General features: G+C 69.6%; 24 protein-coding genes. 4 read left to right on the forward strand and 20 right to left on the reverse strand.

Features of this window, described 5'->3' with window-relative positions:
* The first annotated feature begins 1 nt into the window (after window position 1).
* A complete protein-coding gene (locus FBY35_RS29970) occupies window positions 2–1624 on the forward strand; it encodes a GGDEF domain-containing protein (RefSeq protein WP_142217079.1) in 1623 nt (540 codons plus the stop codon).
* 879 nt (window positions 1625–2503) lie between these two features.
* Here the strand turns inward: FBY35_RS29970 and FBY35_RS29975 are convergent.
* The 4 genes from FBY35_RS29975 to FBY35_RS29990 all read right to left on the reverse strand — a co-directional run bounded on the left by FBY35_RS29975 (window position 2504) and on the right by FBY35_RS29990 (window position 5343).
* Window positions 2504–3343, reverse strand: coding sequence for an isoprenyl transferase (locus FBY35_RS29975; protein WP_142217080.1), 840 nt, complete (start codon window positions 3341–3343; stop codon window positions 2504–2506).
* Between the two features lie 14 nt (window positions 3344–3357).
* On the reverse strand, window positions 3358–4104 hold the full coding sequence (gene recO / locus FBY35_RS29980; RefSeq protein ID WP_142217081.1) for a DNA repair protein RecO: 747 nt from the start codon (window positions 4102–4104) through the stop codon (window positions 3358–3360).
* Between the two features lie 45 nt (window positions 4105–4149).
* Window positions 4150–4419, reverse strand: coding sequence for a DUF1905 domain-containing protein (locus tag FBY35_RS29985; protein ID WP_142217082.1), 270 nt, complete (start codon window positions 4417–4419; stop codon window positions 4150–4152).
* A gap of 81 nt (window positions 4420–4500) precedes the next feature.
* Entirely contained in the window at window positions 4501–5343 is an 843-nt protein-coding gene (locus tag FBY35_RS29990; protein WP_186357101.1) for a hypothetical protein, read from the reverse strand.
* A 340-nt stretch (window positions 5344–5683) separates the two neighbouring features.
* Here FBY35_RS29990 and FBY35_RS29995 point away from each other — a divergent pair, with 340 nt between their 5' ends.
* A complete protein-coding gene (locus FBY35_RS29995; protein ID WP_142217083.1) occupies window positions 5684–7045 on the forward strand; it encodes an FAD-dependent oxidoreductase in 1362 nt (453 codons plus the stop codon).
* 98 nt (window positions 7046–7143) lie between these two features.
* Here FBY35_RS29995 and FBY35_RS30000 read toward each other — a convergent pair whose 3' ends face one another.
* Both FBY35_RS30000 and leuA read right to left on the reverse strand, forming a co-directional pair.
* The gene (locus FBY35_RS30000; RefSeq protein ID WP_142217084.1) at window positions 7144–7836 is read right to left on the reverse strand and encodes a TerB family tellurite resistance protein; all 693 of its coding nucleotides are present in this window, start codon (window positions 7834–7836) and stop codon (window positions 7144–7146) included.
* Between the two features lie 201 nt (window positions 7837–8037).
* Window positions 8038–9801 carry a 2-isopropylmalate synthase gene (leuA, locus tag FBY35_RS30005; protein ID WP_142217085.1) on the reverse strand — a complete coding sequence of 588 codons (1764 nt, stop codon included), beginning with the start codon at window positions 9799–9801 and terminating at the stop codon, window positions 8038–8040.
* 363 nt (window positions 9802–10164) lie between these two features.
* Here leuA and FBY35_RS30010 point away from each other — a divergent pair, with 363 nt between their 5' ends.
* Both FBY35_RS30010 and FBY35_RS30015 read left to right on the forward strand, forming a co-directional pair.
* On the forward strand, window positions 10165–11235 hold the full coding sequence (locus FBY35_RS30010; RefSeq protein ID WP_142217086.1) for a M4 family metallopeptidase: 1071 nt from the start codon (window positions 10165–10167) through the stop codon (window positions 11233–11235).
* A 25-nt stretch (window positions 11236–11260) separates the two neighbouring features.
* On the forward strand, window positions 11261–11527 hold the full coding sequence (locus FBY35_RS30015) for a protealysin inhibitor emfourin (protein ID WP_142217087.1): 267 nt from the start codon (window positions 11261–11263) through the stop codon (window positions 11525–11527).
* Between the two features lie 60 nt (window positions 11528–11587).
* On the opposite strand, the gene era is transcribed toward FBY35_RS30015, so the two are convergent.
* The 14 genes from era to FBY35_RS30085 form a co-directional block, all read right to left on the reverse strand.
* A complete protein-coding gene (gene era, locus FBY35_RS30020; RefSeq protein WP_142218239.1) occupies window positions 11588–12538 on the reverse strand; it encodes a GTPase Era in 951 nt (316 codons plus the stop codon).
* Window positions 12539–12549: 11 nt separating this feature from the next.
* Window positions 12550–13497: a WxL protein peptidoglycan domain-containing protein gene (locus FBY35_RS30025; protein ID WP_142217088.1), complete on the reverse strand. Its 948-nt coding sequence runs from the start codon at window positions 13495–13497 to the stop codon at window positions 12550–12552.
* 86 nt (window positions 13498–13583) lie between these two features.
* Window positions 13584–14960 carry a beta-xylosidase gene (locus tag FBY35_RS30030; RefSeq protein ID WP_260848860.1) on the reverse strand — a complete coding sequence of 459 codons (1377 nt, stop codon included), beginning with the start codon at window positions 14958–14960 and terminating at the stop codon, window positions 13584–13586.
* Window positions 14961–15173: 213 nt separating this feature from the next.
* Window positions 15174–15527 carry a cytidine deaminase gene (locus tag FBY35_RS30035; protein ID WP_142217089.1) on the reverse strand — a complete coding sequence of 118 codons (354 nt, stop codon included), beginning with the start codon at window positions 15525–15527 and terminating at the stop codon, window positions 15174–15176.
* A gap of 61 nt (window positions 15528–15588) precedes the next feature.
* Window positions 15589–16320 (reverse strand): hypothetical protein, encoded by a 732-nt coding sequence (locus FBY35_RS30040; RefSeq protein WP_142217090.1) that lies wholly within the window; start codon window positions 16318–16320, stop codon window positions 15589–15591.
* Between the two features lie 93 nt (window positions 16321–16413).
* Window positions 16414–17274: a helix-turn-helix transcriptional regulator gene (locus FBY35_RS30045; RefSeq protein ID WP_142218241.1), complete on the reverse strand. Its 861-nt coding sequence runs from the start codon at window positions 17272–17274 to the stop codon at window positions 16414–16416.
* A 96-nt stretch (window positions 17275–17370) separates the two neighbouring features.
* Window positions 17371–17724 carry an MmcQ/YjbR family DNA-binding protein gene (locus tag FBY35_RS30050; protein WP_142217091.1) on the reverse strand — a complete coding sequence of 118 codons (354 nt, stop codon included), beginning with the start codon at window positions 17722–17724 and terminating at the stop codon, window positions 17371–17373.
* Window positions 17721–19019 (reverse strand): hemolysin family protein, encoded by a 1299-nt coding sequence (locus FBY35_RS30055; protein ID WP_142217092.1) that lies wholly within the window; start codon window positions 19017–19019, stop codon window positions 17721–17723. The genes FBY35_RS30050 and FBY35_RS30055 overlap by 4 nt, the downstream gene beginning before the upstream one ends.
* Window positions 19016–19513, reverse strand: coding sequence for an rRNA maturation RNase YbeY (ybeY, locus tag FBY35_RS30060; RefSeq protein WP_142217093.1), 498 nt, complete (start codon window positions 19511–19513; stop codon window positions 19016–19018). Before ybeY ends, FBY35_RS30055 begins: the two co-directional genes overlap by 4 nt.
* Before the next feature lie 12 nt (window positions 19514–19525).
* The gene (locus tag FBY35_RS30065; RefSeq protein WP_142217094.1) at window positions 19526–20542 is read right to left on the reverse strand and encodes a PhoH family protein; all 1017 of its coding nucleotides are present in this window, start codon (window positions 20540–20542) and stop codon (window positions 19526–19528) included.
* Between the two features lie 167 nt (window positions 20543–20709).
* On the reverse strand, window positions 20710–21819 hold the full coding sequence (locus tag FBY35_RS30070) for a carbohydrate kinase family protein (RefSeq protein ID WP_142217095.1): 1110 nt from the start codon (window positions 21817–21819) through the stop codon (window positions 20710–20712).
* A 68-nt stretch (window positions 21820–21887) separates the two neighbouring features.
* Window positions 21888–23186, reverse strand: a complete 1299-nt coding sequence (locus tag FBY35_RS30075; protein ID WP_142217096.1) for a glucarate dehydratase family protein — start codon at window positions 23184–23186, stop codon at window positions 21888–21890.
* Between the two features lie 123 nt (window positions 23187–23309).
* On the reverse strand, window positions 23310–24218 hold the full coding sequence (locus FBY35_RS30080; protein ID WP_142217097.1) for a ribonuclease Z: 909 nt from the start codon (window positions 24216–24218) through the stop codon (window positions 23310–23312).
* A 15-nt stretch (window positions 24219–24233) separates the two neighbouring features.
* Window positions 24234–24593, reverse strand: a complete 360-nt coding sequence (locus tag FBY35_RS30085; RefSeq protein ID WP_142217098.1) for a histidine triad nucleotide-binding protein — start codon at window positions 24591–24593, stop codon at window positions 24234–24236.
* Window positions 24594–24704 lie beyond the last annotated feature (111 nt).

A 24704-nucleotide genomic window follows, 5' to 3' on the forward strand; every position in this document is an offset into this window, starting at 1 on the left:
TGTGGGCAAGGTTCACGTCCCGTTGCCCTCCCGCCGCGAAGCGGTGGCCTGGGCGTATGGGGCAGCAGGGACCGCGGTGATCGTCACCTATCTGGTCACCTCCTCCGCAGCGCGTTACATGCTGGGCGCGGTGGTGTCTGCCTCGGTCGTCTTCGCGATCGTGGTGGGGGTGATCAGGAACAAGCCGCCGTCGGTCCTTCCCTGGTGCCTGTTGGCTGCGGCCATGGCACCGTACGCGGCGGCGGACACGATCTGGGGTCTCTACCAGGTCCGCGGCGTCGAGGTTCCGTTCCCAGGCGTGGCCGACTGGCTCTACCTGGGCGCCTACCTGTTGCTTGCCGCGGGCCTGGTGACGCTGGCCAGGCAGCAGGCAGGCCGCCTGCACTGGGCGGGGCTGCTGGACGCGGGAATCATCACGCTGGGAGCCGGCACTCTGACATGGGCGTTCATCATCGCCCCCTACCTGCGCAGCGAGATGTCCGCCTGGCCGCTCGCAGTATCCATCGCCTATCCCGTCACCGACCTGGTGCTCTTGTCCATCGCCGCGCGGCTGATGCTCACCACCGGCACGCGGACACCGTCGTTTCTTCTTGTCATCGGATGGCTGCTGGTCCTGCTCGCCGCCGATGGCCTCTACTACGGAACGCAGGCCACCGGGACCTCGATCCCCGAGGACGTGGCCGAAGTGGGGTGGATGGTCTCCTCCCTCCTGCTGGGGGCAGCGGCGCTGCACTCGTCCGTTGCCCAGCGGACCCAGATGGCGCAAGACCAGGAGAGGCTGCCCCCGCGGCGAATGTCGATCCTTATCGCGCTCATCCTCATGGGGCCCTTGATCGTGCTGGCCAATGTCGGCGGCGCCCAGGACCAGCCCGTGAACGTCAAGGTGATCGTCGCCATGATGGCGAGCCTGTCGCTGCTGCTGTTGCTGCGCATCGCGTTCCTGGCCCAGTACGCCCAAGGCCGGGCCACCGAAGCGAGGACGCGAGCCACCGAAGCACGGACGCACGCCGAGGCCCTCTCAGCATCACTGCGAGAGCAGGCAGAGCTCCAGAAGCAGCTGAGCCATCAGGCGACCCACGACCCGTTGACGGGTCTGGCCAATCGAGCACTGCTGAACGAGCGCCTGGAGTCCGTTCTCGGCCGGTGCTCCGCCATGTCCCCCAGCGGACTGCTGATGCTCGATCTCGACGGCTTCAAGGACGTCAACGACACGCTGGGGCACCCGGCCGGCGACGAACTGCTGGTCGACGTCGCACAGCGGCTGACGGCCAGGGTCCGCAAGCAGGACATGGTGGCCAGGCTCGGCGGAGATGAATTCGCACTCCTCGTGGACGGCGTGGACGCGAGCACACTGCACCACTACACCACGCGGATCCTCGACTCCTTCAGAGACCCCTTCACCCTCGCCCATGGCCATTTGGTCCATATGACAACGAGCATCGGAGCACGGAGCATCACCAGGCCGACCGCGCCTTCAGAAGCGCTGCGGGACGCCGACACCGCCCTGTACAAGGCCAAAACCGCAGGCAAAAACCAGGCCGCGTTCTTCGAACCCCCGCAGCAGTCTTCCTCCTCCACGGCACAGGAAGGCGTCAGGCGCAGCAGAGGACCTGAGAACTCCTGATGGTCGTCGCCCCGAGCCTCCTCAACCCGCCCGGCCCCACGCCGACCAACCAGCTCAATCCGGTGTCCTCTTCACCCATGCACGCCCGTCCAGACGGGCGTTCGCCACACCTTGGGCCAGAGAATCTCCCGCGCACCCGGAGCCGTACGGCCACGGAGGGTCCACGCCCGAGGACTGGCGCCCCGGGTCGCCGCGCCGCGAAGCCGCCCGGGCAGCTATCGCTGGGGCGTCGCTGTGTCGCGGCGGCGCGGAGTTCACGCGGGCTGCGGCGCGAACTGCCCGGCGCGGGAGCTTCCGATCCGGCCCCGGATCGCCCGAGGCACGAACGCCACCGGGGCATGTTGGCCGCCCCGGCTCGCCCAGGCACCCTAGGCTGTTGCTCGGGCTGCGGCGCGCACCACCCGGCGTGGAAGCCATCCGATCCCGCCCCGGATCGCCCGAGGCACGAACCGCCACCGCGGCGTGCGAACCGCCCCGGCTTTGCTCAGGCACCCGACGCCGTCGCTCGGGCGGCGTCGCAGCGGCGCCGCGACGCAAAGCTCCCGCAGGCTACGGCGCGCACCACCCGGCGTGGAAGCCATCCGATCCCGCCCCGGATCGCCCGAGGCACGAACCGCCACCGCGGCGTGCGAGCCGCCCTGCCCAGGCATCCGGCGGGTTGCGGCGCGCACCACCCGGCGCGGAAGCCATCCGGTCCGGCCCCGGCTCACCCGGATGCCGACGCTGCCGCGCGGGTATCGCAGCTGCCGCAAGCGGAGCGCGGGGCGTCAGCCCCAGCACCCCCACCCGACCCGCGCCTGCGGGCTGCAGCGCGCAGCTGGGGGTCTGGGGGCCCGCCCCCAGTTTCGGGAAGGGGCGGGGTGGGGGAAACAACCCCCGTCACCCACCCTCCGGCCGCCCCCTCATCGCCTCCAGCTCCTCGTTCGGAATCGCCCCCCCGAACCTCCGGTCCCGCTGCGCGTACTCCAGGCACGCCCGCCACAGGTCCCGCCTGTCGAAGTCCGGCCACAGCACGTCCTGGAACACCATCTCCGCGTAACTGCTCTGCCAGATCAGGTAGTTGGACGTCCGCTGTTCGCCGCTCGGCCGCAGGAACAGGTCCACGTCGGGCATGTCCGGGTAGTACAGGTACTTCGCGAAGGTCTTCTCGTTGACCTTCGACGGGTCGAGCTTCCCCGCCGCCACGTCCCGCGCAATCGCCTGCGCCGCGTCCGCGACCTCCGCGCGCCCGCCGTAGTTGACGCAGAAGTACAGCGTCATGGCGTCGTTGTTCTTCGTCTGCTCCTGCGCGATCTGGAGCTCCTGGACGACGGACTTCCACATCTTCGGCATCCGGCCGACCCAGCGGATACGGATGCCCAGTTCGTCCATCTCGTCGCGCCGGCGCCGGATGACGTCCCGGTTGAAGTTCATCAGGAAGCGCACCTCGTCGGGCGAGCGCTTCCAGTTCTCGGTGGAGAAGGCGTACAGCGAGAGGTTCTTGACGCCCATCTCCAGGCAGCCCTTGAGCACGTCGAGGACGACGCCCTCGCCGACCTTGTGCCCCTCGGTGCGCGGCAGCCCGCGCTCCTTGGCCCAGCGGCCGTTGCCGTCCATGACACACGCCACATGGTTGGGCACCAGCTCGCCGGGGATCTTCGGCGGGCGCGCGCCGGACGGGTGCGGCTCGGGAACCTTGTACTCGCGGCGGGACCGGCCCAGGATTCCGCGTCGTGCCATGCGGCTCACATCTCCTATTTCTCTACGTACCTCAGCGAGCGCAGGCCGCGCTCCAAGTGCCAGTGCAGATAGGCGGACACCAGCCCGCTGCCCTCCCTGACGTGGCGCGCCTCGCACGCGTCCGCCGTGGGCCAGTCGCCGGTCAGCAGCGCGCTGAGCAGACCGATGGCCTCCGCAGAGGGTACGACGCTGCCGGGCACCCGGCAGTCGCCGCATATGACGCCGCCCGCGGCGACGGAGAAGAACCGGTTCGGCCCGTGCATACCGCATTTCGCGCAGTCCTCGAAGCTGGGCGCGTAGCCGTTGACGGCGAGGGAGCGCAGCAGGAACGCGTCGAGGACGAGGTGGGGCGCGTGCTCGCCCCGGGCGAGGGTGCGCAGGGCGCCGACGAGGAGCAGGTACTGCTGGACGGCCGGCTCGCCCTCGTGGTCGGTGAACCGCTCGGCGGTCTCCAGCATCGCGGTGCCTGCGGTGTAGCGGGCGTAGTCGGTGACGATGCCACCGCCGTACGCGGCGATGGTCTCGCTCTGGGTGCACAGGGGCAGCCCGCGGCCGACGAGTTCGCTGCCGCGGGCGAAAAACTGCACGTCCACATGCGAGAAGGGCTCCAGCCGCGCCCCGAACTTGGACTTGGTCCGCCGCACGCCACGGGCGACGGCCCGCACGCGCCCGTGCCCACGTGTGAGAAGCGTGATGATGCGGTCGGCCTCGCCCAGCTTCTGGGTGCGCAGCACGACGCCGTCATCACGGAACAGGCTCATGGGGCCATTGTCCCGTACGGTCGGCAGCCGACCGCCATCGGATGCTCAATCCTCCACGCGCTCCTCGATGCGTACCGTCACCGAGTCCCCCGCCTCCTTGCCGATCGCCCTGCGAATGTCCGCCTTCACCGGCAGCTTGTGCGTGCCGTCGCCCAGGGCCATGAACGAGCTGCGGAAGGGATGACCGTCGATCGTCCCCCTGACCTTGACCAGGCCCCGGGTGCCGAAGTACTCGACCGACTCGGGCCACACCAGATACGTCCAGCCGCCCTTCTCAGGGCTCTTCTGCAGCGTCGCGTTGAATTGCCTGTCCATGCAGGGGGGACTGCGCGCGCCGCCAGAACTCATCGGGCGGGCGACGGGACGCGGACTCTCACTGGCCCCCGCCGACGGGCGTCATCGAAGCCGCCAAGGGGACCGCTTTCGTGGAGGGTGCTCACCTCCACGCGGTGTCATTTCCACATCCTTGTTGATGGCGCGGGCCAGGATCACCCCGATGAGGATCAGCCCGACGCCGAACCAGGACGCCGCCGCGTCGAAGATCAGCGAGACGACACCCACCGGGATGATCAGGGCCGCCAGCGGGGTCAGCAGGTTGCGCACGGGCGGCGGGGTCCCGGCGCCGTGGGTGCGGGCCTGGACGACCTGGGGGTACCACTCCGTGAAGCTCATCGCGGTGACCATCGCCGCGATCTGGATGATCCAGGCGGTCCAGAGGTTGTCCGGGTTGTGCAGGACGAGGTCGCCGAAGCCGCCCGCGAGGGCCGCGACGAGGAAGGCCGTCCCCCAGACGCCGGTGATCACATAGTTGATGTGGAGGAACTCCGGCGACTTCCAGTACTCGGGGCCGACCCGCTCGCGTCCGTACTGCATCGTGAAGGGCACCCGTACGGCCATCGAGGCGAAGGCGATGACCACCAGCATGAGGTTGGAGATCTCGCCCGCGTAGGTCTCCAGCCATCGGTGGGTGGCGGGCGACGAGGCAACTCCCACGACAGCCAGGACGGCGAAGAAGAGGACGTCCGCCACTTCGAGGATCTTGAGCGAGGCCCCGCGGTAGAGCCTCCGCGCCGCGCAGAAGACCGCCACCGAAAGGCCGAGGGCGAGGCCCACCGCCAGTCCGAAGCGGCCGGGGCCGACGAGGACCGAGAAGACGATCCACGGGGACATGCCGACGAACGGGCTTTCCAGCGCGGCGGCGAGGCGGCCGCCGGGTGCCGTGCTTGAGGCAGCTTTCATGGCGGGCCCCTTCGCCGGGCAGATCCTCCTGCTTTCAGCGTGCCGCGAGAACCCCCGCCGCGCTATAGCGGTTCAGATTGCGCGCGGGACGTCGACGATCCGGGAGTGCACGGGCCGGGGGCGCCGGGGGCGGTCCCGAGGCAGGAGGTTAGGGTGTCCTTACCCCGCCCCTCCCGGGCGCCGGGTCATAGATCAGGCTTATGGGTTCATAGGTACGGGGCGGGTACCGCGGTGGGAGCGCCATTGCCAGGGTGACGTGGAGAGTCGGCTCCCTCCCGCACGCGCCGGGCCGTCTCACTCGCCGGTCACGCCCGTGGACCTCGTTCGAAGGGAACCATTCATGCCCCGCCCTCTGCGGATCGCGATCGTCGGTGCCGGCCCCGCCGGAATCTACGCCGCCGACGCCCTGCTGAAGTCCGAGGCCGCCGTCGAGCCCGGCGTCTCCATCGACCTCTTCGAGAGGATGCCCGCGCCGTTCGGTCTCATCCGGTACGGCGTCGCGCCCGACCACCCGCGGATCAAGGGCATCATCACCGCCCTCCACCAGGTGCTCGACAAGCCGCAGATACGCCTCTTCGGAAATGTCGACTACCCGAGCGACATCGGCCTGGACGATCTGCGGGAGTTCTACGACGCGGTGATCTTCTCCACCGGCGCGGACGCGGACCGGGCCCTCGACATCCCCGGCATCGAGCTGGACGGCTCGTACGGCGCGGCGGACTTCGTGTCCTGGTACGACGGGCATCCTGATGTGCCGCGCACCTGGCCGCTGGAGGCGGAGAAGGTGGCCGTGCTCGGCGTCGGCAATGTCGCCCTCGACGTGGCCCGCATCCTGGCGAAGACCGCGGACGAGCTGCTGCCGACCGAGATCCCGCCGAACGTGTACGACGGCCTGGCGGCCAACAAGGCCCTTGAGGTCCATGTCTTCGGGCGGCGCGGGCCGGCGCAGGCCAAGTTCAGCCCGATGGAACTGCGGGAGCTCGACCACTCGCCGAACATCGAGGTGATCGTCGACCCCGAGGACATCGACTACGACGAGGGCTCCATCGCCACCCGCCGCGGCAGCAAGCAGGCGGACATGGTCGCGAAGACCCTGGAGAACTGGGCGATCCGCGATGCCGGCGACCGGCCGCACAAGCTGTTCCTGCACTTCTTCGAATCCCCTGCCGAAGTCCTCGGCGAGGACGGCCAGGTGGTGGGGCTGCGGACGGAGCGGACGCGGCTGGACGGCACGGGCAATGTCACCGGTACCGGAGAATTCCGCACCTGGGACGTGCAGTCCGTCTACCGTGCGGTCGGCTACCTCTCCGACGAACTGCCCAAGCTCCCGTTCGACTTCATCAGCGGAACCGTGCCGCACGAGGGCGGCCGCGTCATCGAGGCCGGCGAGCACCTCCAGTCGACATATGTGACCGGCTGGATCAAGCGCGGCCCGGTCGGGCTCATCGGCCACACGAAGGGCGACGCGAACGAGACGGTCGCGAACCTGCTCGACGACCACGGCAACGGGCGACTGGGTGTTCCGGCCGCTCCGGAAACGGAGGCGATCGTCAACTTCCTTGAGGGGAAGGGCGTTTCGTACACCACGTGGGAAGGCTGGCACCGCCTGGACGCGGCGGAGCGGGCGCGCGGTGAGGCAGAGGGTCGCGAGCGGGTGAAGATCGTGGAGCGCGAGGAGATGCTGCGGGCGAGCGGGGCGTAACCCCGAGGGTGCGCCGCCCCGCGACAGCGCCCGACCGATCCCACGGACTCCCGTCGGGGAGGGCGTAATACGTCGCGCGGGCGGCGGAAACAGTCTGGCTAGAACGGCGTACGCGCCGTGGCCAGCAGCCGCGCCGTGTCGTCCGCGCACAGCTGCAGCGCCGTACCGACCGTCGTCAGCACCTCCCGCTCCCCCGGGCTGTACGGCCCGTCCGCGAGCGCGATCCGCGCCCCCTGGAGCAGGATCGACTCCCGCCCCGCGGGCGCCAGATGGGGAGCGAGCGGCTCCAGCGCCTCGTGCAGTTCGATGGCGAGGGCCGCGCCATAGGGCCCGGTGTCGGTGACGAAGCGGCCGGTGTCCGCGGCAAGCGCCTCGATCAGGCCGGTGAGCTGGTCCTCCGTGCAGTCGTCGAGCCCGGCCGCGCGGACCGTGGCGACGGCGGTCTCCCGGACCGGGCGGGAGGATGTGCCGCCGGCGGCGAGGACCGCGAGGGCAACGGTGTGGACGGCGTCCCGGAGCATCGCGGAGAAGCGTGCGGTGGTGGGGTGGTCGAGGGCCTCCATGCCGAAGCGGCCGTGGCAGGCGGCGCATTCGACGACCGGGCCCGCGAGGCCGCGCGGCAGCAGGGGCACACCGAGGAAGGTGAAGCGGCGGCGGCCGGTACGGCGGCGGTAGTTGCGGTCGCCTCCGCAATCGGGGCAGAAGAACTCACCGTCCCCCACAGTGTTCCAAGAGGTATGAACGCCGCAGACCATCAGTTTTCGGCCGAACAGTCCCCGGTCTGGCTGCACGTCGCACCTCCGAAAAGCTCCGGCAACATTGCCGCATTGGCGTGATGCTAGCCACATCGGTGATGTCGCGTCAGCACCCATGGCAGCAGTGCGCCAGGACATGGCCGATTCCCTCGCCTGTTGCCCGCACGCACGATCGCCGGACGGGCTTGCTTTCAAGCCCGTCCGGCGATCTCGACCGGAGCCCCGTACGTCCGGGGGTTACTGACGTGCCGCGCGGTTGACGGCCGAGACGACCGCCTTCAGCGACGCACGCGTCGTGTTCGCGTCGATGCCGATGCCCCACAGCACCTTGCCGTCGATCGCGCACTCGATGTACGAGGCGGCCTGCGCGGACGCGCCCTCGCTCATCGTGTGCTCCTGGTAGTCCAGCAGCCGCGCGTCGACGCCCACCGCGCCCAGCGCCTCGAAGAACGCCGAGATCGGACCGTTGCCGGTGCCGGCCAGGATCGTCTCGGAGCCGTCCACGACCGCCTCGACGGTCAGCGTGTCGATGCCGTCCTTGTCGGTGGTGGACTGGCCGGAACGCAGCTGGATACGGCCCCAGGCGTTGTCCGGGTTGGGCAGGTACTCGTCCTGGAAGACCGACCAGATCGCCTTCGGCGTGACCTCGCCGCCCTCGGCGTCCGTCTTCGCCTGGATGATCTTCGAGAACTCGATCTGCATCCGGCGCGGCAGGTCCAGCTTGTGCTCGTTCTTCAGGACATATGCGACACCGCCCTTGCCCGACTGGGAGTTGACCCGGATGACCGCCTCGTAGGAACGGCCGACGTCCTTGGGGTCGATGGGCAGATACGGCACGGCCCACTCGATGTCGTCCACGGTCCTGCCCTGGGCCGCCGCGTCGGCCTCCATGGCGTCGAAGCCCTTCTTGATGGCGTCCTGGTGGGAGCCGGAGAAGGCCGTGTAGACCAGATCGCCCGCGTAGGGGTGGCGCGGGTGGATCTCCATCTGGTTGCAGTACTCGCTCGTACGGCGGACCTCGTCGATCTGCGAGAAGTCGATCTGCGGGTCGACGCCCTGCGAGAACAGGTTCATGCCCAGCGTCACCAGGTCGACGTTGCCGGTGCGCTCGCCCTGCCCGAACAGACAGCCCTCGATACGGTCCGCTCCGGCCATGATCGCCAGCTCGGCGGCGGCGACGGCGGTGCCGCGGTCGTTGTGCGGGTGGACGGACAGGCAGATGTGCTCACGGCGCGACAGGTTGCGCGACATCCACTCGAAGCGGTCGGCGTGCGTGGAGGGGGTCGAACGCTCCACCGTGGCAGGCAGGTTGAGGATGATCTCGCGACCTTCCTCCGGCTGCCAGACGTCGCACACGGCTTCGCAGACCTCCAGGGCGAAGTCCAGCTCGGTGTCGGTGAAGATCTCCGGGCTGTACTGGTAGCCGAAGGTGGTCTCCGGGCCCAGCAGCTTCTCGGCGTACTCCATCACCAACCGGGTGCCGTCCACGGCGATCTGCTTGATGTCGTCCTTCGAGCCGCGGAAGACGACCCGGCGGAAGGTGGGCGCGGTGGCGTTGTACAGATGTACGGTCGCGCGGTGGGCGCCGACGATGGACTCCACGGTGCGCTCGATCAGGTCCTCGCGCGCCTGGGTCAGGACGGAGATCGTCACGTCCTCGGGGATCGCGCCCTCTTCGATGATGGAGCGTACGAACGCGAAGTCGGTCTCGCCCGAGGAGGGGAAGCCGACCTCGATCTCCTTGTAGCCCATGCGGACCAGCAGGTCGAACATCTCGCGCTTGCGGGCGGGCGACATCGGATCGATCAGGGCCTGGTTGCCGTCGCGCAGATCGGTCGACAGCCACCGTGGCGCCTTGGTGATCCGCTTGTCGGGCCAGGTGCGGTCGGGGATGTCCACGGCCTCGTACGGGCCGTACTTGTGGATCGGCATACCGGACGGCTTCTGGGTGTGGGTCGCGTTGGTGACGGGCGTGGGGCGACCGACAGGTTGGTCAGACATGTGCGCAGGGCTCCTCGGGGTCCATCAGGTAGGACGGCCGACTGAGTCGAAGCAGCACCAGATCCCGCGGGGAGGGGGTCGGCCTACGACTACAGGCCCTCGCCGCGGCAGCTAAGAAGAAGCAGCCCGAAACGCATGATGCGGAGCAGCGTAGCCCAGTCAGGGCGGGGACGGCGGTGCCGTATCAGTATGCGGGACACGACTCCGCAAATGGACAAATAGTGACGTACCGCACTCGGGTGTCATGGCGGCGATACATGAGTGACGCGTGCTGCGGACTTCAGTCCTCCGTTATCACTCCATTTCACTAATCATGGTGGCAACTAGTGACAGCATCATGACCCAGTGCCACAGTCCGGGGGCATGGACGCCAACGCCCGCCGGGTCAACCCGGTCTTCTGCACCATCGTGCCGCCCCATGTCCTCGACAAAATGGCCCGCGCCGAGGACCCCGCGATCGCCGATCCCGCCGCCCGCACCCTCGAGCACGACGCCCTCCAGCGCACCCGCCGCCGTCTCACCACGGTGCGAGGCCTCGCGACGAGCGCCGGCCGCCGCCCGGTGTCGGACAAGCCGAACCGCACGATCTGTGACGCCGGGCATCAGGAGACCGTGCCGGGCAGGAAGGTCCACTCCGAGAGCGACAAGCCCGACAAGGACGCCACGGTCAACCGGGCCCACGCCGGCCTCGGCGCCACCTTCGAGCTGTATCTGAAGGCCTACGGCCGCCATTCCATCGACGACTCCGGCCTGCCGCTCAACGCGACCGTCCACTACGGCGAGAACTACGACAACGCCTTCTGGGACGGCGAGCGGATGGTGTTCGGCGACGGCGACAACGATCTGTTCCTGGACTTCACGCTGCCCGTGGACGTGATCGGGCACGAGCTCACCCACGGTGTCACTCAGTACACCGCGAACCTGGAGTACTTCGGCCAGTCCGGCGCGCTGAACGAGTCCATGTCGGACGTCTTCGGCTCGCTGATCAAGCAGTTCTCACTCGGCCAGAGCGCCGACCGGGCCGACTGGCTGATCGGCGCGGGCCTGCTCGGCCCCAATGTGTCGGGCATCGCGCTGCGCTCGATGAAGGCTCCCGGTACGGCGTACGACGACGACGTCCTCGGCAAGGACCCGCAGCCCGCGACGATGGAGGACTACGTCAGGACCGGCCGGGACAACGGCGGCGTCCACATCAACTCGGGGATCCCGAACCACGCCTTCTACCTGGTGGCCACGGCGCTTGGCGGCAACGCGTGGGAGCGGGCGGGCCAGATCTGGTACGACGTGCTCACCGGCGGACAGCTCGCCACGACCGCGCAGTTCGCCGACTTCGCCGCCCTGTCGGTGGCCGCGGCCCGCGAGCGTTACGGCGACGGCGAGGAGCAGGAGGCTCTGCTGAAAGCGTGGTCCCAGGTCGGGGTGCCTACCAACTGAGGCGCTCTCGTACTAGACAGGACCCATGCGTATCCAGGTAAGGCGCACGGGCGGATTTGCCGGCATCGAACGGTTCGCCGAGGTGGACACCACTGGGCGGACCGACGCGGGCGAGTGGCATGCCCTGGCCGAGCAGGCAGTGGCCGACGGCCGGGGCACGCCGCCCGTGGGCGTGCCGGACGGGTTCAGCTATCAGCTCACCGTCGACGGGCGGACGGTCCACTGCGCCGATCCGCGACTGTCCGACGCACAGCGCGAGCTGATCTCGCGGGTGCTCAAGGAAGGTGCGTGACGGGACCTCGGCCGGACAGGGCCTGGCCCGGCGCGGCGGCCGGGCCGGACCGGCACCGGGTCAGAAGCCCAGCTTCCGCAGCTGCTTCGGGTCCCGCTGCCAGTCCTTCGCGACCTTCACATGCAGGTCCAGGAACACCGGCGTCCCAAGCAGCGCCTCGATCTGGTGGCGGGACTTCACCCCGACCTCCTTCAGTCGCTTGCCCTTCGGGCCGATGATGATGCCCTTCTGGCTCGGGCGCTCGATGTAGACGTTCGCGTGGATGTCCAGCAGCGGCTTGTCCGCCGGGCGGTCCTCCCGGGGCAGCATCTCCTCGACGACCACCGCGATCGAGTGCGGCAGCTCGTCCCGTACGCCTTCCAGCGCGGCCTCGCGGATCAGCTCCGCGACCATGACCTGCTCGGGCTCGTCGGTGAGGTCGCCCTCCGGGTAGAGCGTCGGGCCCTCGGGCAGCAGCGGGATGAGCAGGTCCGCCACCAGCTTGACCTGTTTGTCGCCGACCGCCGAGACGGGGACGATCTCCGCCCACTCCATGCCCAGCTCCTTGCCGAGCCGGTCGATCGCGATCAGCTGTTCGGCGAGGGTCCTGGAGTCCACGAGGTCGGTCTTGGTGACGACCGCGACCTTCGGGGTCTTCTTGATCCCGGCGAGCTCCTTGGCGATGAAGCGGTCACCGGGGCCGAGCTTCTCGTTCGCCGGCAGGCAGAAGCCGATCACGTCGACCTCGGCCCAGGTGGTGCGTACGACGTCGTTCAGCCGCTCGCCGAGCAGCGTGCGCGGCTTGTGCAGGCCTGGGGTGTCGACCAGGATCAGCTGCGCGTCGGGGCGGTGCACGATGCCGCGCACGGTGTGCCGGGTCGTCTGGGGCCGGTTGGAGGTGATCGCCACCTTCTGGCCGACCAGAGCGTTCGTGAGGGTGGACTTGCCCGCATTGGGGCGGCCCACGAAGCAGGCGAAGCCTGCCCGGTGGGGGGTGTTGTTCTCATCTGTACGAGCGCTCATGGCGCCCATTGTCCCTGATGTCACGCGCCCCCGGTTACGCGCGCCCGCCGCCGGTGCACCCTGACCCACGCCCCGGCCCCCGCGACAGCAGCCACAAGCAGCAGAGCGACCAGCCACGGCAGCGCGAGGAAGGAGACCCCGGCCGACTCGCGCACATCGCGTGCACTGGCCGTGAGCCTTACCTCGCCCCATTCGAGCTGGGGTGCGCCCGACCAGCGTTCGGTGAGGCGGATCTTCTGGCGCGGCAGCAGTTCGGAGGGGACCTTCTTCAGGTCGCGGTCGAGCAGATCGCGCCCGAACAGGCCCTCGGCCTTGAGGGCGACGGTGGGGTTGAGCGTGACGTTGCCGCGGTTGTGGAGCGTGTACGAGATGAGGGCGCTGCTCTCGCCGGTGCCGGGGACGAGGGGCTGGTCGTGGCTGAACGTCACGTCCTCGACGGAGAGCGCGGCCACGGTGGGGCCGCCGACCCGCAGATAGACGCGGGCGCCGACGGCCTGCTGGATGCCCACCGCGACCGAGCCGGTCGCGGCGCCGATGCGCTCGTCGAGGGCGACCAGGGCTCCGGGATGGTCGCCGGGCTCGGCGTCCTCGGGGACGGTGAGGGTGTAGGGCACGGTGACCGAGCTCTGCGCCGGGACGGTGACCCGCTCGCGCTGCGGCCTGGCCCATGCGCCGACGCCGCGCTGCTTCTCGCCGCGCGTGCGTACGGCGAAGCCGCCGTCCCGTTCGGTGTTGTACCCGTCGGCCGCGTACAGCCGGAAGGTCAGCGGGGCCGCGGTCTTGTTGGTGACCGTCACCTGGTCGGTGAGTGTCGTGCCGGGATTGGCCGAGAGATGGAAGTAGGGCCGCCCGCCCAGTTCGGATGCGGCGGGGTAGACGGACCAGTTGCCGTTGTCGGCGGCCTGCGCGGCCGGGACGGCGCACCACACCGCTACGAGACCCAGCAGGATGACGGAGAGCTTGCGCATGGCGGACACCTCCAGGGAGGAAGCGGTGCGGGCCGCGTGGGCGGGCCGACCGGGTGCGCGCCCGGCCCGCTGTGCCTTCTTGTGGCTCAGGTGAGCGTGAGGGTCAGGACGCCGGAGTACGCGCCGGGGGCGGTGTACGCCGGGACGTTCAGCGAGACCTTCGCGTCCACGGTGAACTCGCCTCCGGTGAGCGCCCCGTTGGGAGTGGAGGCCAGGGTCGCGCCCGCGCTGCCGACGGCTCCCGCCGAACCGGCCACGCAGGTGCTGGGACTGCCGGGCTTGGTGGTGCAGGCCGGAGTCCAGCCGAGCTTTCCGGCGTCGATCTTTCCGCCGGGACCGGTGAAGTCGGTGACCTTGCCGGTCAGGGACCAGCCCGCGGGTCCGCCGCGGAAGTCCTTGACCGTGACCGTCCTCAGATCGCCGGTGGATGCCCCGCCCGTGCCGAAGTCGACCGCCGACATGGCGACGGTGTCACCGGCCTGGGACATGGACAACGTGCCTGCCGCGACGGAGGAGTTGAGCTTCTGGCTGTTGCCGGGCAGCGGGGTGTCGTCGATGACGGTGTACGCCGCCGGGCCCGCGCCCTTGTCGGCCGACCAGGCACTGCCCTCGTACGCGACGATGCCCGTGGTCGCCTTGTCGTTGACCGCGAGAGATGCCGTGAAGCCACCTGTCGCGTCGGCCTTGACGCTCGCCCTGTCGGCGGTCTCGGCCGCTCCGGACCGGCCGACGACGGTGATGTCGGCGAGCGGAGTGAACTTGGCGCCGGAGACGGTGACGTGGTCGCCGGGATTCCCGGAGGCCGTGGCGAGCTGGATGGAGCGCTCGTTGGCCCCGGGCTGGTCCGTCGCGGTGATCGTCTCGGAGACGGGTGCGGGCGGATTGATGACCGTGCAGGGGGTGTCCAGCTCCATGATGTAGCTGGTGTGGATGTTGTAGTCGCCGGGCGAGAGGGTGATGGAGCCGGGCGCGGTGACCGTGAACGTGCCGGTCATCGAGAACGGCGGGAAGGCCCCCTTGCCGGGGACCGGCGGGTTCTTCTTGGGCCCGGTGACCGTGACGCTTCCGGCCTGGGCGCCGCCGAGGGCGACCTTGCCGCTGGGCGTCATGATGTCGGCGGGAAGCGCGAGGTCGACCGGGTTGCTGGCCGCGGGTTTGGTGACGGTGTAGGTCACCGTGACGGTGTCGCCGACCTTCGGTGCGGCGTTGTCGACGGTGATCTGTGCGGTCGTGGTGCCGTCGATGGGCGGGATGCCGGCGATGGGCGGAGGTACGCAGTGGGTCGCGAAGTCCACCGGTGCGGATGCGGCGGCCTGGGCCTGCGCGGGTCCGGCGAGTGCCGCCGTACCCGCGACAAGGGCGACCGCTCCCAGCGCTGCGGTCCAGCGCCGCGTCCGGCCGGTGAAGCACCCGGTGGATCTTCGGGTGGGTCGGGTTGATGGTCTTCGGGTGGCTGTAGCCATGATGGGCCCCCTTCTGGAATGCCGGGGGCTATTGACGTGTCATGGCCGGAAGAAGTCAATGGAATCGAAATGCACCGTCTGATGACCCATCAGATACTGTCAAGATCCGCGTTCCCGCAGGCAGAAAGGGGAATCGTCGCCACCGGTCGGTGACGACGACCCTGTCACATTCCTGCTGTCACGCCTGCACCCGCCGACGCGGTCGGCCCGCGATCAGCCCGCGGCCACGGAGGACTTGAGCTCTCCGTCGGGACCGGCGAGCAGCACCGGCGTCCCGGGTCCGCCCAGATCACGCACCGCGGCGCGGTCCGCGTCGGAGGCGGCGTCCGCGTCGGAGACGACGGCGGCGGCTTCCAACGACTGCGCTCCGCTGGCCACGGCCATGGCGACGGCCGTCTGAAGCGCGCTGAGGCTGAGCGACTCCAGAGCGACGGTCCCGGCGACATAGGTACGCCCGGTCTCGTCCCGTACAGCCGCACCCTCGGGCACGCCGTTGCGGGCCCGGGCGCTGCGCGCCAGCGTGATGATCTTGCGGTCCTCGGGATCGAGGTCGGTGCTCTGCGTCATGCCCCGAGCATAGATCGGCCGCCCGGCACAGAGCCGAGCGGCCTGTCGGGGCGGCAGGAGCTCAGCCCTTGACTCCCTTGACGAACTTGTCGCCGACCCGCTGGACCAGGTCCTCGAAGTTCTTCTGCGCGGCGCCGCCGCCGTCGTTCACGTATGCGACGCGAGTGGCGCCGGTGCCCTGGTGGGCCACCAGCAGATTGGCCTTGATCTCCATACCGGGAGCGAACTCGATGGCCATCTGGAAGGCGTGCGACCCCTCGCCGACCTCGGGGGCCTGAAGCTTCTGGATTTTGACGGGGACCTTCTGGCCCTCCATGTCGAAGGAGACCTTGGTGCAGGTGCCCAGCGCCGTGCCGATGGCCTCGGTGAAGTCGGCAGCGCCCGTGCCGGCGAAAGTGAATACCTGCTGGCTCAGCTCGGACTTGCCGTCGGCCTGCTTGAAGTCGACATCGCTGCCCTTGGTGGAACCCTTGATCTCGTCGCCCAGCATGTCGGCGATGGGCTGGCAGCCGGGCGAATCGGCCTTCGGCGCCTTGTCGTCACCGGCGGAGACCTTGTTGGTCTTCCAGCCGGCCGGCAGGTCCTTGAGCTCCACCGTGGCGGCCTTCATCTGCGCCACGGTCAGCGGCGTGGTGGCGGCAGGCGCCTCCGTCTTGGTGGTCTCCTGCGGCTTGGCCGAATCCGTCGTGCCGGGCTTCTTGTCATCGCCGGACGAGCTCTCGCATGCGGCCGCCGTGAGGCAGAGCGTCGAAACGGCGACAGCGGCGACGACGCCGCGCATACGGATACGCATCAGCTGTAACTCCCCTTGAATCGGGCTCAAAAGCGCTCGTGGGGAGCTTCCCCCCTCCCCTCGTGACGGGCCGAGAATACACAGATGCCGAGGTCAGCCCGCCACCGGATACATCGAGCCGCGCCGGCCCCCGGGGCTCGCGAGCCACTCCAGCTTCCGCGCCGTGTCCGCCTGCGGCAGTGGCGCGTGCATCACGATCGCCAGATCGGGGCGGGCCGGTACCCGCAGCTGAGTCGCCTCCAGCAACAGCGTCCCGACCAGCGGATGTTCCATCTCCTTGCGGACCTGACCGCCGGGCGCGATGTCGTGCCGCTCCCACAGCTCCACGAACTCCTCGCTGACCGCCTTCGCCTCCTCCACGACCGCCTGGAAACCCTCGTCGTCCGGGTACTCCGAACACGCGGCCCTGAACTGCGCTACGACATAGGGGGCGTTCCGCTCCCAGCTCGTGGCCCGGGCCCGGTAGAGGGGGTCGGTGAAGAAGGCGATCAGACAGTTCTGCACGAGGCCGGGGCGCATGCCGAGGATCATCCCCGCGGCATCGTTGTACAGGACCGTGTTCCAGTACCTGTCCATGATGTGCGCGGGGTACGGCATCCACGCCTCGATCAGCCGCCGCAGCCCGGCGGACATGCCGGCGTCGCCCGGATCGACCTCGGGGGCGGGCGGATTCAGCCCGGCCAGTACATACAGATGGCGGCGTTCCGCGCTGCTCAGCCGCAGCACCCGGCCCACCGAGTCGAGGACCTGGGACGAGACGGTGATGTCCCGGCCCTGCTCCAGCCACTGGTACCAGGAGACGCCGACGCCCGCGAGAACGGCGACCTCCTCCCGGCGCAGTCCGGGCGTACGACGGCGGGCTCCGCCGTCCGGCAGGCCCGCCTCGGCGGGGCTGATCCGGGCCCGTCTGCTCCTGAGGAACTCGCGCAGCTCACCGAGGCGGTGCGCCTTCATCGCAGCCTGCCCGGCCGACGTGGCCACGTACTCCCCCTGTCCGTCTGTCCGTCTCCCTGTCGGTGCGATCGACGCAGGCCCGCCGCAGGCGAACCGTCAGCCCCGGTCCAGCCGCAGCCGGTCCGCCTTCGGGAGGCCCGCGACCACCAGGTCGTAGGAGTCTTCGATCAGCTCGCGGACCAGCCGGTCGGGCAGCTCCCCCACCGTCACCGTGTTCCAGTGCCGCTTGTTCATGTGATACCCGGGCGCGATCGCCGCATGATCCGCCCGCAGCTGAACCGCAATCTCCGGCTCACACTTGAGATTCACCTTCAGCGGCTCCGCATCCAGCGCACTCAGCGCGAAGAGCTTCCCCTGCACCTTGAACACAGATGTCTCGGGCCCGAAGGGAAACTCCTCCACCGCCGCGTTGAATTCCAGGCAGAACGCCCTCAGTTCCTGCGCCTTCACGCCGCCGCTCCCCCCTCCGGCCGCTTGGGCAGCGGCTCCGCAAGTACCGTCACGATCTTGTTCCGGCGGCCCGCCGGGGACTCCGCCGTCAGGCGCAGCTCGCGGCCGTCGGGCAGGTCGACGACCGCGGACGCGCCCGCGATCGGGACCCGGCCGAGTGCCTTCGCCAGGAGGCCGCCGACCGTCTCCACGTCCTCGTCGTCGAGTTCGTCGAGGCCGTAGAGCTCACCGAGGTCCCCGATGTCGAGCCGGGCGGTCACCCGGAAGCGTCCGTCGCCGAGTTCCTCGACCGGCGGAAGTTCACGGTCGTACTCGTCGGTGATCTCGCCGACGATCTCTTCCAGGATGTCCTCGATGGTGACGATCCCCGCCGTGCCGCCGTACTCGTCGATGACGACGGCGACATGGTTGCGCTCCTGCTGCATCTCGCGCAGCAGATCGCCCGCGTTCTTGGTGTCGGGCACGAACGCGGCGGGCCGCATCGCCGTCGACACCAGGTCGGACTCGGAGTCCCGGTTGATGTGTGTCTTGCGGACGAGGTCCTTCAGGTACACGATCCCGACGATGTCGTCCTCGTTCTCCCCGGTCACCGGGATCCGGGAGAAGCCCGAGCGCAGCGCCAGCGTCAGCGCCTGACGGATGGTCTTGTAGCGCTCGATGCAGACCAGATCGGTTCGCGGGACCATCACTTCGCGTACGAGTGTGTCGCCGAGCTCGAAAACGGAGTGCACCATCCGGCGCTCCTCGTCCTCGATCAGTGACTCCTGCTCGGCGAGGTCGACCATGGCCCGCAGTTCCGCCTCGCTCGCGAACGGGCCCTTGCGGAACCCCTTTCCGGGGGTGAAGGCGTTGCCGAGCAGGATCAGCAGCTGCGGGATGGGACCCATGATCCTGGCGAGCGGCAGCAGGACGTACGCCGCGGCCGTCGCGGTGTTCAGCGGGTGCTGGCGTCCGATCGTGCGCGGTGAGACGCCCACCGCGACGTACGAGACGAGGACCATCACGCCGATGGCGACGGTCAGCGCCTCCCAGGTCTTGGAGAACTCCTGCAGGCAGGCGTAGGTGACGAGGACCCCTGCCCCCATCTCGCAGGCCACCCGCACCAGCAGGGCGACGTTCAGATAGCGGGTCGGGTCGGCGGCGACCTGTTCCAGCTTGGCGGAGCCGCGGCGCCCGGAGCGGACGGCCTCGGCGGCGCGGAAGCTGGAGGTGCGGGCGATGCCCGCCTCGGCGCAGGCGGCCAGCCAGGCGACGACGACCAGCAGGATCGCGCCGAAGACCAGTTGGCCGGTCATGAGACGGTCGGCGCCGGGGACGGACCGGAAAGGCCCTTCTCCGCCCGCCAGCCGTCGACGATCGCAGCCTGGAGCCCGAACATTTCGGCCTTCTCGTCCGGCTCCTCGTGGTCGTAACCGAGCAGGTGCAGCACTCCGTGGACGGTCAGGAGCTGGAGCTCCTCGTCCATGGAGTGCTGTGTCTCGGCCTCTTCGCCCTGCTTCTTGGCGACTTCGGGGCAGAGCACGATGTCACCGAGGAGCCCCTGCGGGGGCTCCTCGTCGTCCTTGACCGGCGGGCGCAGCTCGTCCATCGGGAAGGACATGACATCGGTCGGACCGGACAGGTCCATCCACTGGATGTGCAGTTGCTCCATGGCCTCGGCGTCCACGACGATCACCGAGAGCTCGGAGAGCGGGTGGATACGCATCCGCGCGAGCGCGTAGCGGGCGATGTCGAGGATCGCCTGCTCGTCGACCTCGGTTCCGGACTCGTTGTTGACGTCGATCGACATGGCGCGCTTTGGCTACTTCCCGTTTTGGATGTCGTACTTCTCGTACGCGTCGACGATACGGCCGACGAGCTTGTGCCGTACGACATCCTGCGACGTGAGCAGCGAGAAGTGCACGTCGTCGACGCCGTCCAGGATGTCCCGGACCTGGCGCAGACCGCTCTTCGTGCCGCTCGGAAGGTCCACCTGGGTGACATCGCCCGTGATGACGATCTTCGAGTCGAAGCCGAGCCTCGTCAGGAACATCTTCATCTGCTCGGGGTTCGTGTTCTGCGCCTCGTCGAGAATGATGAAGGCGTCGTTCAGGGTCCGTCCCCGCATGTACGCCAGTGGCGCGACCTCGATCGTGCCCGCCGCCATCAGCCGCGGGATCGAGTCGGGGTCGAGCATGTCGTGCAGCGCGTCGTACAGCGGGCGCAGGTAGGGGTCGATCTTCTCGTAGAGCGTGCCGGGCAGAAATCCCAGCCGCTCTCCCGCCTCGACCGCGGGCCTGGTCAGGATGATCCGGGTGACCTGCTTGGACTGCAGGGCCTGGACTGCCTTGGCCATGGCGAGATACGTCTTGCCCGTACCGGCGGGGCCGATGCCGAACACAACCGTGTGCTTGTCGATCGCGTCGACGTAGCGCTTCTGGTTGAGGGTTTTGGGGCGGATGGTGCGGCCGCGGCTGGAGAGGATGTTCTGGGTGAGCACCTCGGCCGGGGTCTCGTCCGGCCCGTTGCCGGTCTCGCTCGCCTGGAGCATGGCGATCGAGCGTTCCACTGCGTCCTCCGTCATCGGCTGACCGGTGCGGAGCACCAGCATCATCTCGTCGAACAGGCGCTGGATCATCGCGACTTCCGCCGCGTCGCCGACCGCGCTCACCTGATTGCCCCGGACATGGATGTCGGCCGCCGGGAAGGCCTTCTCGATCACGTGCAGCAGGGCGTCACCCGAGCCCAGGACCGTCACCATCGGATGCTTGGCGGGGACGGTGAAGTGGGCTCGTGCCTGCCCCGGTGCTGGGCTCTGGGCTGTGGGTGTCTGAGTCATGGGCCGGCTCTGTGGCCTGCACATACCTCCCGTTACAGGGTTCTCGCTGCTCGACAACCTCTGAGATACCAAGCGTACGACCTGGCACTGACAAGGCCGAGGGCTTTTCTGCGGGCGTCCCTGCGTGCTCCGGGCCGGGTCCGCCGGGACCGACTGTCGTCGCCCTGCTACGCGGAGCGGCCGAAGCCGATGGTCGGGACCGCCCTGCGCAGCGGCCAGGGCCTGGCCGGGGCGGGCAGCAGCGCTTCCAGGAAGGCGTACCGCCGCAGGGCCGCGGGGTCCTGGTCGGCGACGACCTGAACGTGCTGCCACCATGCCGCGATCTCGGACCAGCCGGGCGCGGAGAGTGATCCGCCGAACTCCTGCACCGACAGGGCGGCCGTCAGCCCGGCGAAGGCGAGCCGGTCGGCGAGCGGCCAGCCGGCGAGGGTGCCGGTGACGAACCCTGCCACGAACACGTCCCCGGCCCCCGTCGGGTCGAGCGCCTCCACCTCGATGGCCGGAACCTGAGCGCTCTCACCGGTCGCCCCGTCCACCGCGTAGGCGCCCTCCGCACCCAGCGTGACGACGGCGACCGGAACCCGTTCTGTCAGCGCGCGGGCGGCTGCGCGCGGGCAGTCGGTGCGGGTGTAGCGCATCGCCTCCTCCGCGTTGGGCAGGAAGGCCTCGCAGTGCTCCAGATCGGCGAGGTCGTCGGGGTCCCAGCGGCCGGTCTCGTCCCAGCCGACGTCGGCGAAGATGCGGGTGCCCTTGCGGGCGGCCTGCGCGATCCACTCGGCCCGGCCCGGTGTCAGCGACGCGACGGCGGCGCGGGCGGGCGGCGGGCAGTCAGGGGCGGGCTCCGGCGGCGGGGCCTCGTGGCCGTGGGAGACCATCGTGCGTTCGCCCTCGTACGCCATGGAGACGGTGACGGGCGAGTGCCAGCCGGGGACGGTGCGTGAGAGGGCGAGGTCGATGCCCTCACCCTGTTCGAGGGCGTCCCAGCAGTACTCGCCGTAGTGGTCGTCCCCGAAGGCGGCGGCGAGCGAGGTGCGCAGCCCGAGGCGGGCGAGGGCGGTGGCCATGTTGGCGACGCCCCCGGGGCTCGATCCCATGCCGCGGGCCCAGGACTCGGTGCCGCGGACGGGCGCGGAGTCGAGGCCGGTGAAGATGATGTCCAGGAAGACGTTGCCGGTGAGGTAGACGTCGCAGGCCGGGTCGTCGGGGGTCCGCAGGCCCGCGAGCGGGTCGAGGCAGGCGGCCGCGTGGTCCCGTTGCTCTCCGAGTCGAGTGCTCACCGTGCCGCTCCTGGTACGTGGTGCAGATCAGGCCAGTCTGCCCGATGGAGCGGCTGGGGGCGCCCGGGCTACCAGCGCGGGACGGGCGGTGCGGCCCAGCCCGGCTCGGCGACCCGCATCGCCGCCGCGTCGTCGCGTTCGCGCATCGTGCCGTCGTCGTCGAGCCAGCGCCGGTTCAGGCGGGCGAGCTTGTCCCGGTCGAGTTCGACGCCGAGCCCCGGCAGATCGCTGACGGTGATACGGCCGTCCTTGAAGTCGAGGCGCTCGGTGATGACGTCCTCGGTCTGCCAGGGGTAGTGGCTGTCGCAGGCGTGGTCCAGACGGGGGACGACGGCGGCGACATGGGTCATGGCGGCGAGGCTGATACCCAGGTGCGTATTGGAGTGCATGGACAGGCCGACCCCGAACGTGCCGCAGATCGCGGCCAGTTCACGGGTGTTTAGCAGTCCGCCCCAGTAGTGGTGGTCGCAGAGAACGATCTGGACGGCGCCGCGCGCGAAGGCCTCCGGGATCTCCGCGAAGGTGGTAACGCACATGTTGGTCGCGAGCGGCACTCCGGTGGCGGCAGCCACGGCGGCCATCCGGTCGGTGCCGCTCGCCGGGTCCTCCAGATACTCCAGTACGTCCCCGAGCTCCTCCGCGACCCTCAGCGAGGTCTCGACCGACCAGGCGCCGTTGGGGTCCAGCCGTAGCGGCTGTCCCGGGAAGGCCTCCGCGAGCGCCCGTACGGCCGCGATCTCCTGGTCCGGCTCGAAGACGCCGCCCTTGAGCTTGAAGGAGGCGAAGCCGTACCGGCGCGAGAAACGCCTGGCCTGGGCGACCACACCCGCCGGGTCGAGCGCCGCGCCCCAGTCGTCCGGCTCCCCGGCCCCGCCCGGGTGTCCGGCCCAGCGGTAGAAGAGATACGCGCTGTACTCGACGGCGTCGCGCACCTTGCCCCCGAGCAGCGCGTGCACGGGCAGCCCCAGTGCCTTGCCGAGCGCGTCGAGGCAGGCGACCTCGAAGCCGGAGACGACGGACAGCCGCAGTTTGTCGGCCGTCTGCACCCCGCGCAGTCCGCCCGCGTCGACGGCGTCCGCGCCCGTGGCCCGGGGCGAATCGCCGCACACGAGGTCGGCAAGCCGGTCCAGGCCGTTCACATCGCTGACCTGGCGGCCGGGCAGCGCGTCCGCCAAGGGCGCTGCGAGGTCGAGGTACTTGGTGTCTCCGTAGGTTTCGCCGACGCCGGTGACACCGTCGGCCGTGACCACTTCGACGATGAGGCGGGGGGTGTACGGCTGGTGCACGCCCTGGGTGTTGAGCAGCGGCGGGTCGGCGACGAGGATCGGGGTGAGCCGCACCTCGGTGATCGTCAGGTCCCGCGCCACCGCCGTCTCCCTATGTAGATGCCGTACATGGATGAGAACGAGATCGAGACTAGATACAGCGCGGAGGGCAGTCAATGGGACCGTGTGCTGCTCACCGAACGGGTGATACGGCTTTCGCCTCGTTCACTGGTGCCTCTTGGGGAGGGGAACGCGCAACAGGTCCTGGGCGATGGTCAGTTCGCCGTCGAACCCGGCCGCGCGTGCCTGCCGCTCGAACTCGTCCGGGTCGCTGTAGCGCTGCGAGAAGTGCGTGAGAACCAGATGCCGCACTCCCGCGTCGCGGGCGGCCCGCGCCGCCTGCCCGGCGGTCAGGTGGCCGTGGTCCGTGGCCAGTTGTCCGTCCTCGTCGAGGAAGGTCGACTCGATGACGAGCATGTCGCAACCGTCCGCGAGCGCGTGCACGCCGTCGCAGAGGCGGGTGTCCATGACGAAGGCGAACCGCTGTCCCTTGCGGACCTCGCTGACCTCGGCCAGGGTGACGCCGTTCACCTCGCCCTCGCGCAGGAGCCGCCCCACGTCGGGACCCTTGATGCCGTGCGCGGCGAGCTCCTCGGGCAGCATGCGGCGGCCGTCCGGCTCGGTGACGCAGTAGCCGTACGACTCGACGGGGTGCGAGAGCCTGCGGGCTTCGAGGGTGTACGAGCCGGTCTCGGCCAGCACTCCGTCGGCGGCGACGGGGGCCTGGATCAGCTCGACGGTTTCGCGGTAGGCCGTCGCGTACCGCAGCCGGTCGAAGAAACGCTGCCCGCTTGCCGGGTAGTGCGCGGACACCTCGTGCGGGACCCGGTCGAGGTTGATGCGCTGGATCACTCCGGCGAGGCCGAGGGAGTGGTCGCCGTGGAAATGCGTGACGCAGATCCGGTTGATGTCGTGCGCGGCGACCCCGGCCCGCAGCATCTGGCGCTGCGTGCCCTCGCCGGGGTCGAACAGCATGCCCTCGCCGTCCCAGCGCAGGAGGTAGCCGTTGTGGTTGCGATGCCGGGTCGGGACCTGGCTGGCGGTACCGAGCACGACCAATTCACGTACGGACAAGGTGAGTCGGCTTCCTTATCCCGGGGGCCATTCGAGACCGCGGCCGCCCAGCAGATGCGCGTGGGCGTGGAAGACCGTCTGGCCGGCACCGCTTCCCGTGTTGAAGACGAGCCGGTATCCGGCGCCGTCCACCTTCTCCTCGGCGGCGACCTCACCCGCCTCGCGCAGCACATCGGCGGCGAGCTCCGGCTCGGCGGCGGCGAGCGAGGCGGCGTCACGGTAGTGCGCCTTGGGGATGATCAGAATGTGGGTGGGGGCCTGGGGGTTGATGTCGCGGAAGGCGACGATCCGTTCGGTCTCCCGTACGACGGTGGCGGGCACCTCCCCCGCGACGATCTTGCAGAACAGGCAGTCAGCCTGCGGTTCTCCCGCCATGCCGGGGTCCTCCTCGCGTGGGTCCACTACGGCTTGCATCGTATCGGCCACGCGCGCCGCCGCCGGGCGCCGGTCCGTGGGGACCGGCGCCCGGTGCGGCAGGCAGCCAGC

Origin of the sequence: Streptomyces sp. SLBN-118 (assembly GCF_006715635.1) — a bacterium.
GTDB lineage: Bacteria > Actinomycetota > Actinomycetes > Streptomycetales > Streptomycetaceae > Streptomyces.

Excerpts from the sequence above, each read along its gene's own strand:
- FBY35_RS29975 (WP_142217080.1), bottom strand. The coding sequence starts at position 3,343 with ATGGCACGACGCGGAATCCTGGGCCGGTCCCGCCGCGAGTACAAGGTT.
- recO (WP_142217081.1), bottom strand. The coding sequence starts at position 4,104 with ATGAGCCTGTTCCGTGATGACGGCGTCGTGCTGCGCACCCAGAAGCTG.
- FBY35_RS29985 (WP_142217082.1), bottom strand. The coding sequence starts at position 4,419 with ATGGACAGGCAATTCAACGCGACGCTGCAGAAGAGCCCTGAGAAGGGC.
- FBY35_RS29990 (WP_186357101.1), bottom strand. The coding sequence starts at position 5,343 with ATGAAAGCTGCCTCAAGCACGGCACCCGGCGGCCGCCTCGCCGCCGCG.
- FBY35_RS29995 (WP_142217083.1), top strand. The coding sequence starts at position 5,684 with ATGCCCCGCCCTCTGCGGATCGCGATCGTCGGTGCCGGCCCCGCCGGA.
- leuA (WP_142217085.1), bottom strand. The coding sequence starts at position 9,801 with ATGTCTGACCAACCTGTCGGTCGCCCCACGCCCGTCACCAACGCGACC.
- FBY35_RS30010 (WP_142217086.1), top strand. The coding sequence starts at position 10,165 with ATGGACGCCAACGCCCGCCGGGTCAACCCGGTCTTCTGCACCATCGTG.
- FBY35_RS30015 (WP_142217087.1), top strand. The coding sequence starts at position 11,261 with ATGCGTATCCAGGTAAGGCGCACGGGCGGATTTGCCGGCATCGAACGG.
- era (WP_142218239.1), bottom strand. The coding sequence starts at position 12,538 with ATGGGCGCCATGAGCGCTCGTACAGATGAGAACAACACCCCCCACCGG.
- FBY35_RS30025 (WP_142217088.1), bottom strand. The coding sequence starts at position 13,497 with ATGCGCAAGCTCTCCGTCATCCTGCTGGGTCTCGTAGCGGTGTGGTGC.
- FBY35_RS30030 (WP_260848860.1), bottom strand. The coding sequence starts at position 14,960 with ATGGCTACAGCCACCCGAAGACCATCAACCCGACCCACCCGAAGATCC.
- FBY35_RS30035 (WP_142217089.1), bottom strand. The coding sequence starts at position 15,527 with ATGACGCAGAGCACCGACCTCGATCCCGAGGACCGCAAGATCATCACG.
- FBY35_RS30040 (WP_142217090.1), bottom strand. The coding sequence starts at position 16,320 with ATGCGTATCCGTATGCGCGGCGTCGTCGCCGCTGTCGCCGTTTCGACG.
- FBY35_RS30045 (WP_142218241.1), bottom strand. The coding sequence starts at position 17,274 with ATGAAGGCGCACCGCCTCGGTGAGCTGCGCGAGTTCCTCAGGAGCAGA.
- FBY35_RS30055 (WP_142217092.1), bottom strand. The coding sequence starts at position 19,019 with ATGACCGGCCAACTGGTCTTCGGCGCGATCCTGCTGGTCGTCGTCGCC.
- ybeY (WP_142217093.1), bottom strand. The coding sequence starts at position 19,513 with ATGTCGATCGACGTCAACAACGAGTCCGGAACCGAGGTCGACGAGCAG.
- FBY35_RS30065 (WP_142217094.1), bottom strand. The coding sequence starts at position 20,542 with ATGACTCAGACACCCACAGCCCAGAGCCCAGCACCGGGGCAGGCACGA.
- FBY35_RS30085 (WP_142217098.1), bottom strand. The coding sequence starts at position 24,593 with ATGGCGGGAGAACCGCAGGCTGACTGCCTGTTCTGCAAGATCGTCGCG.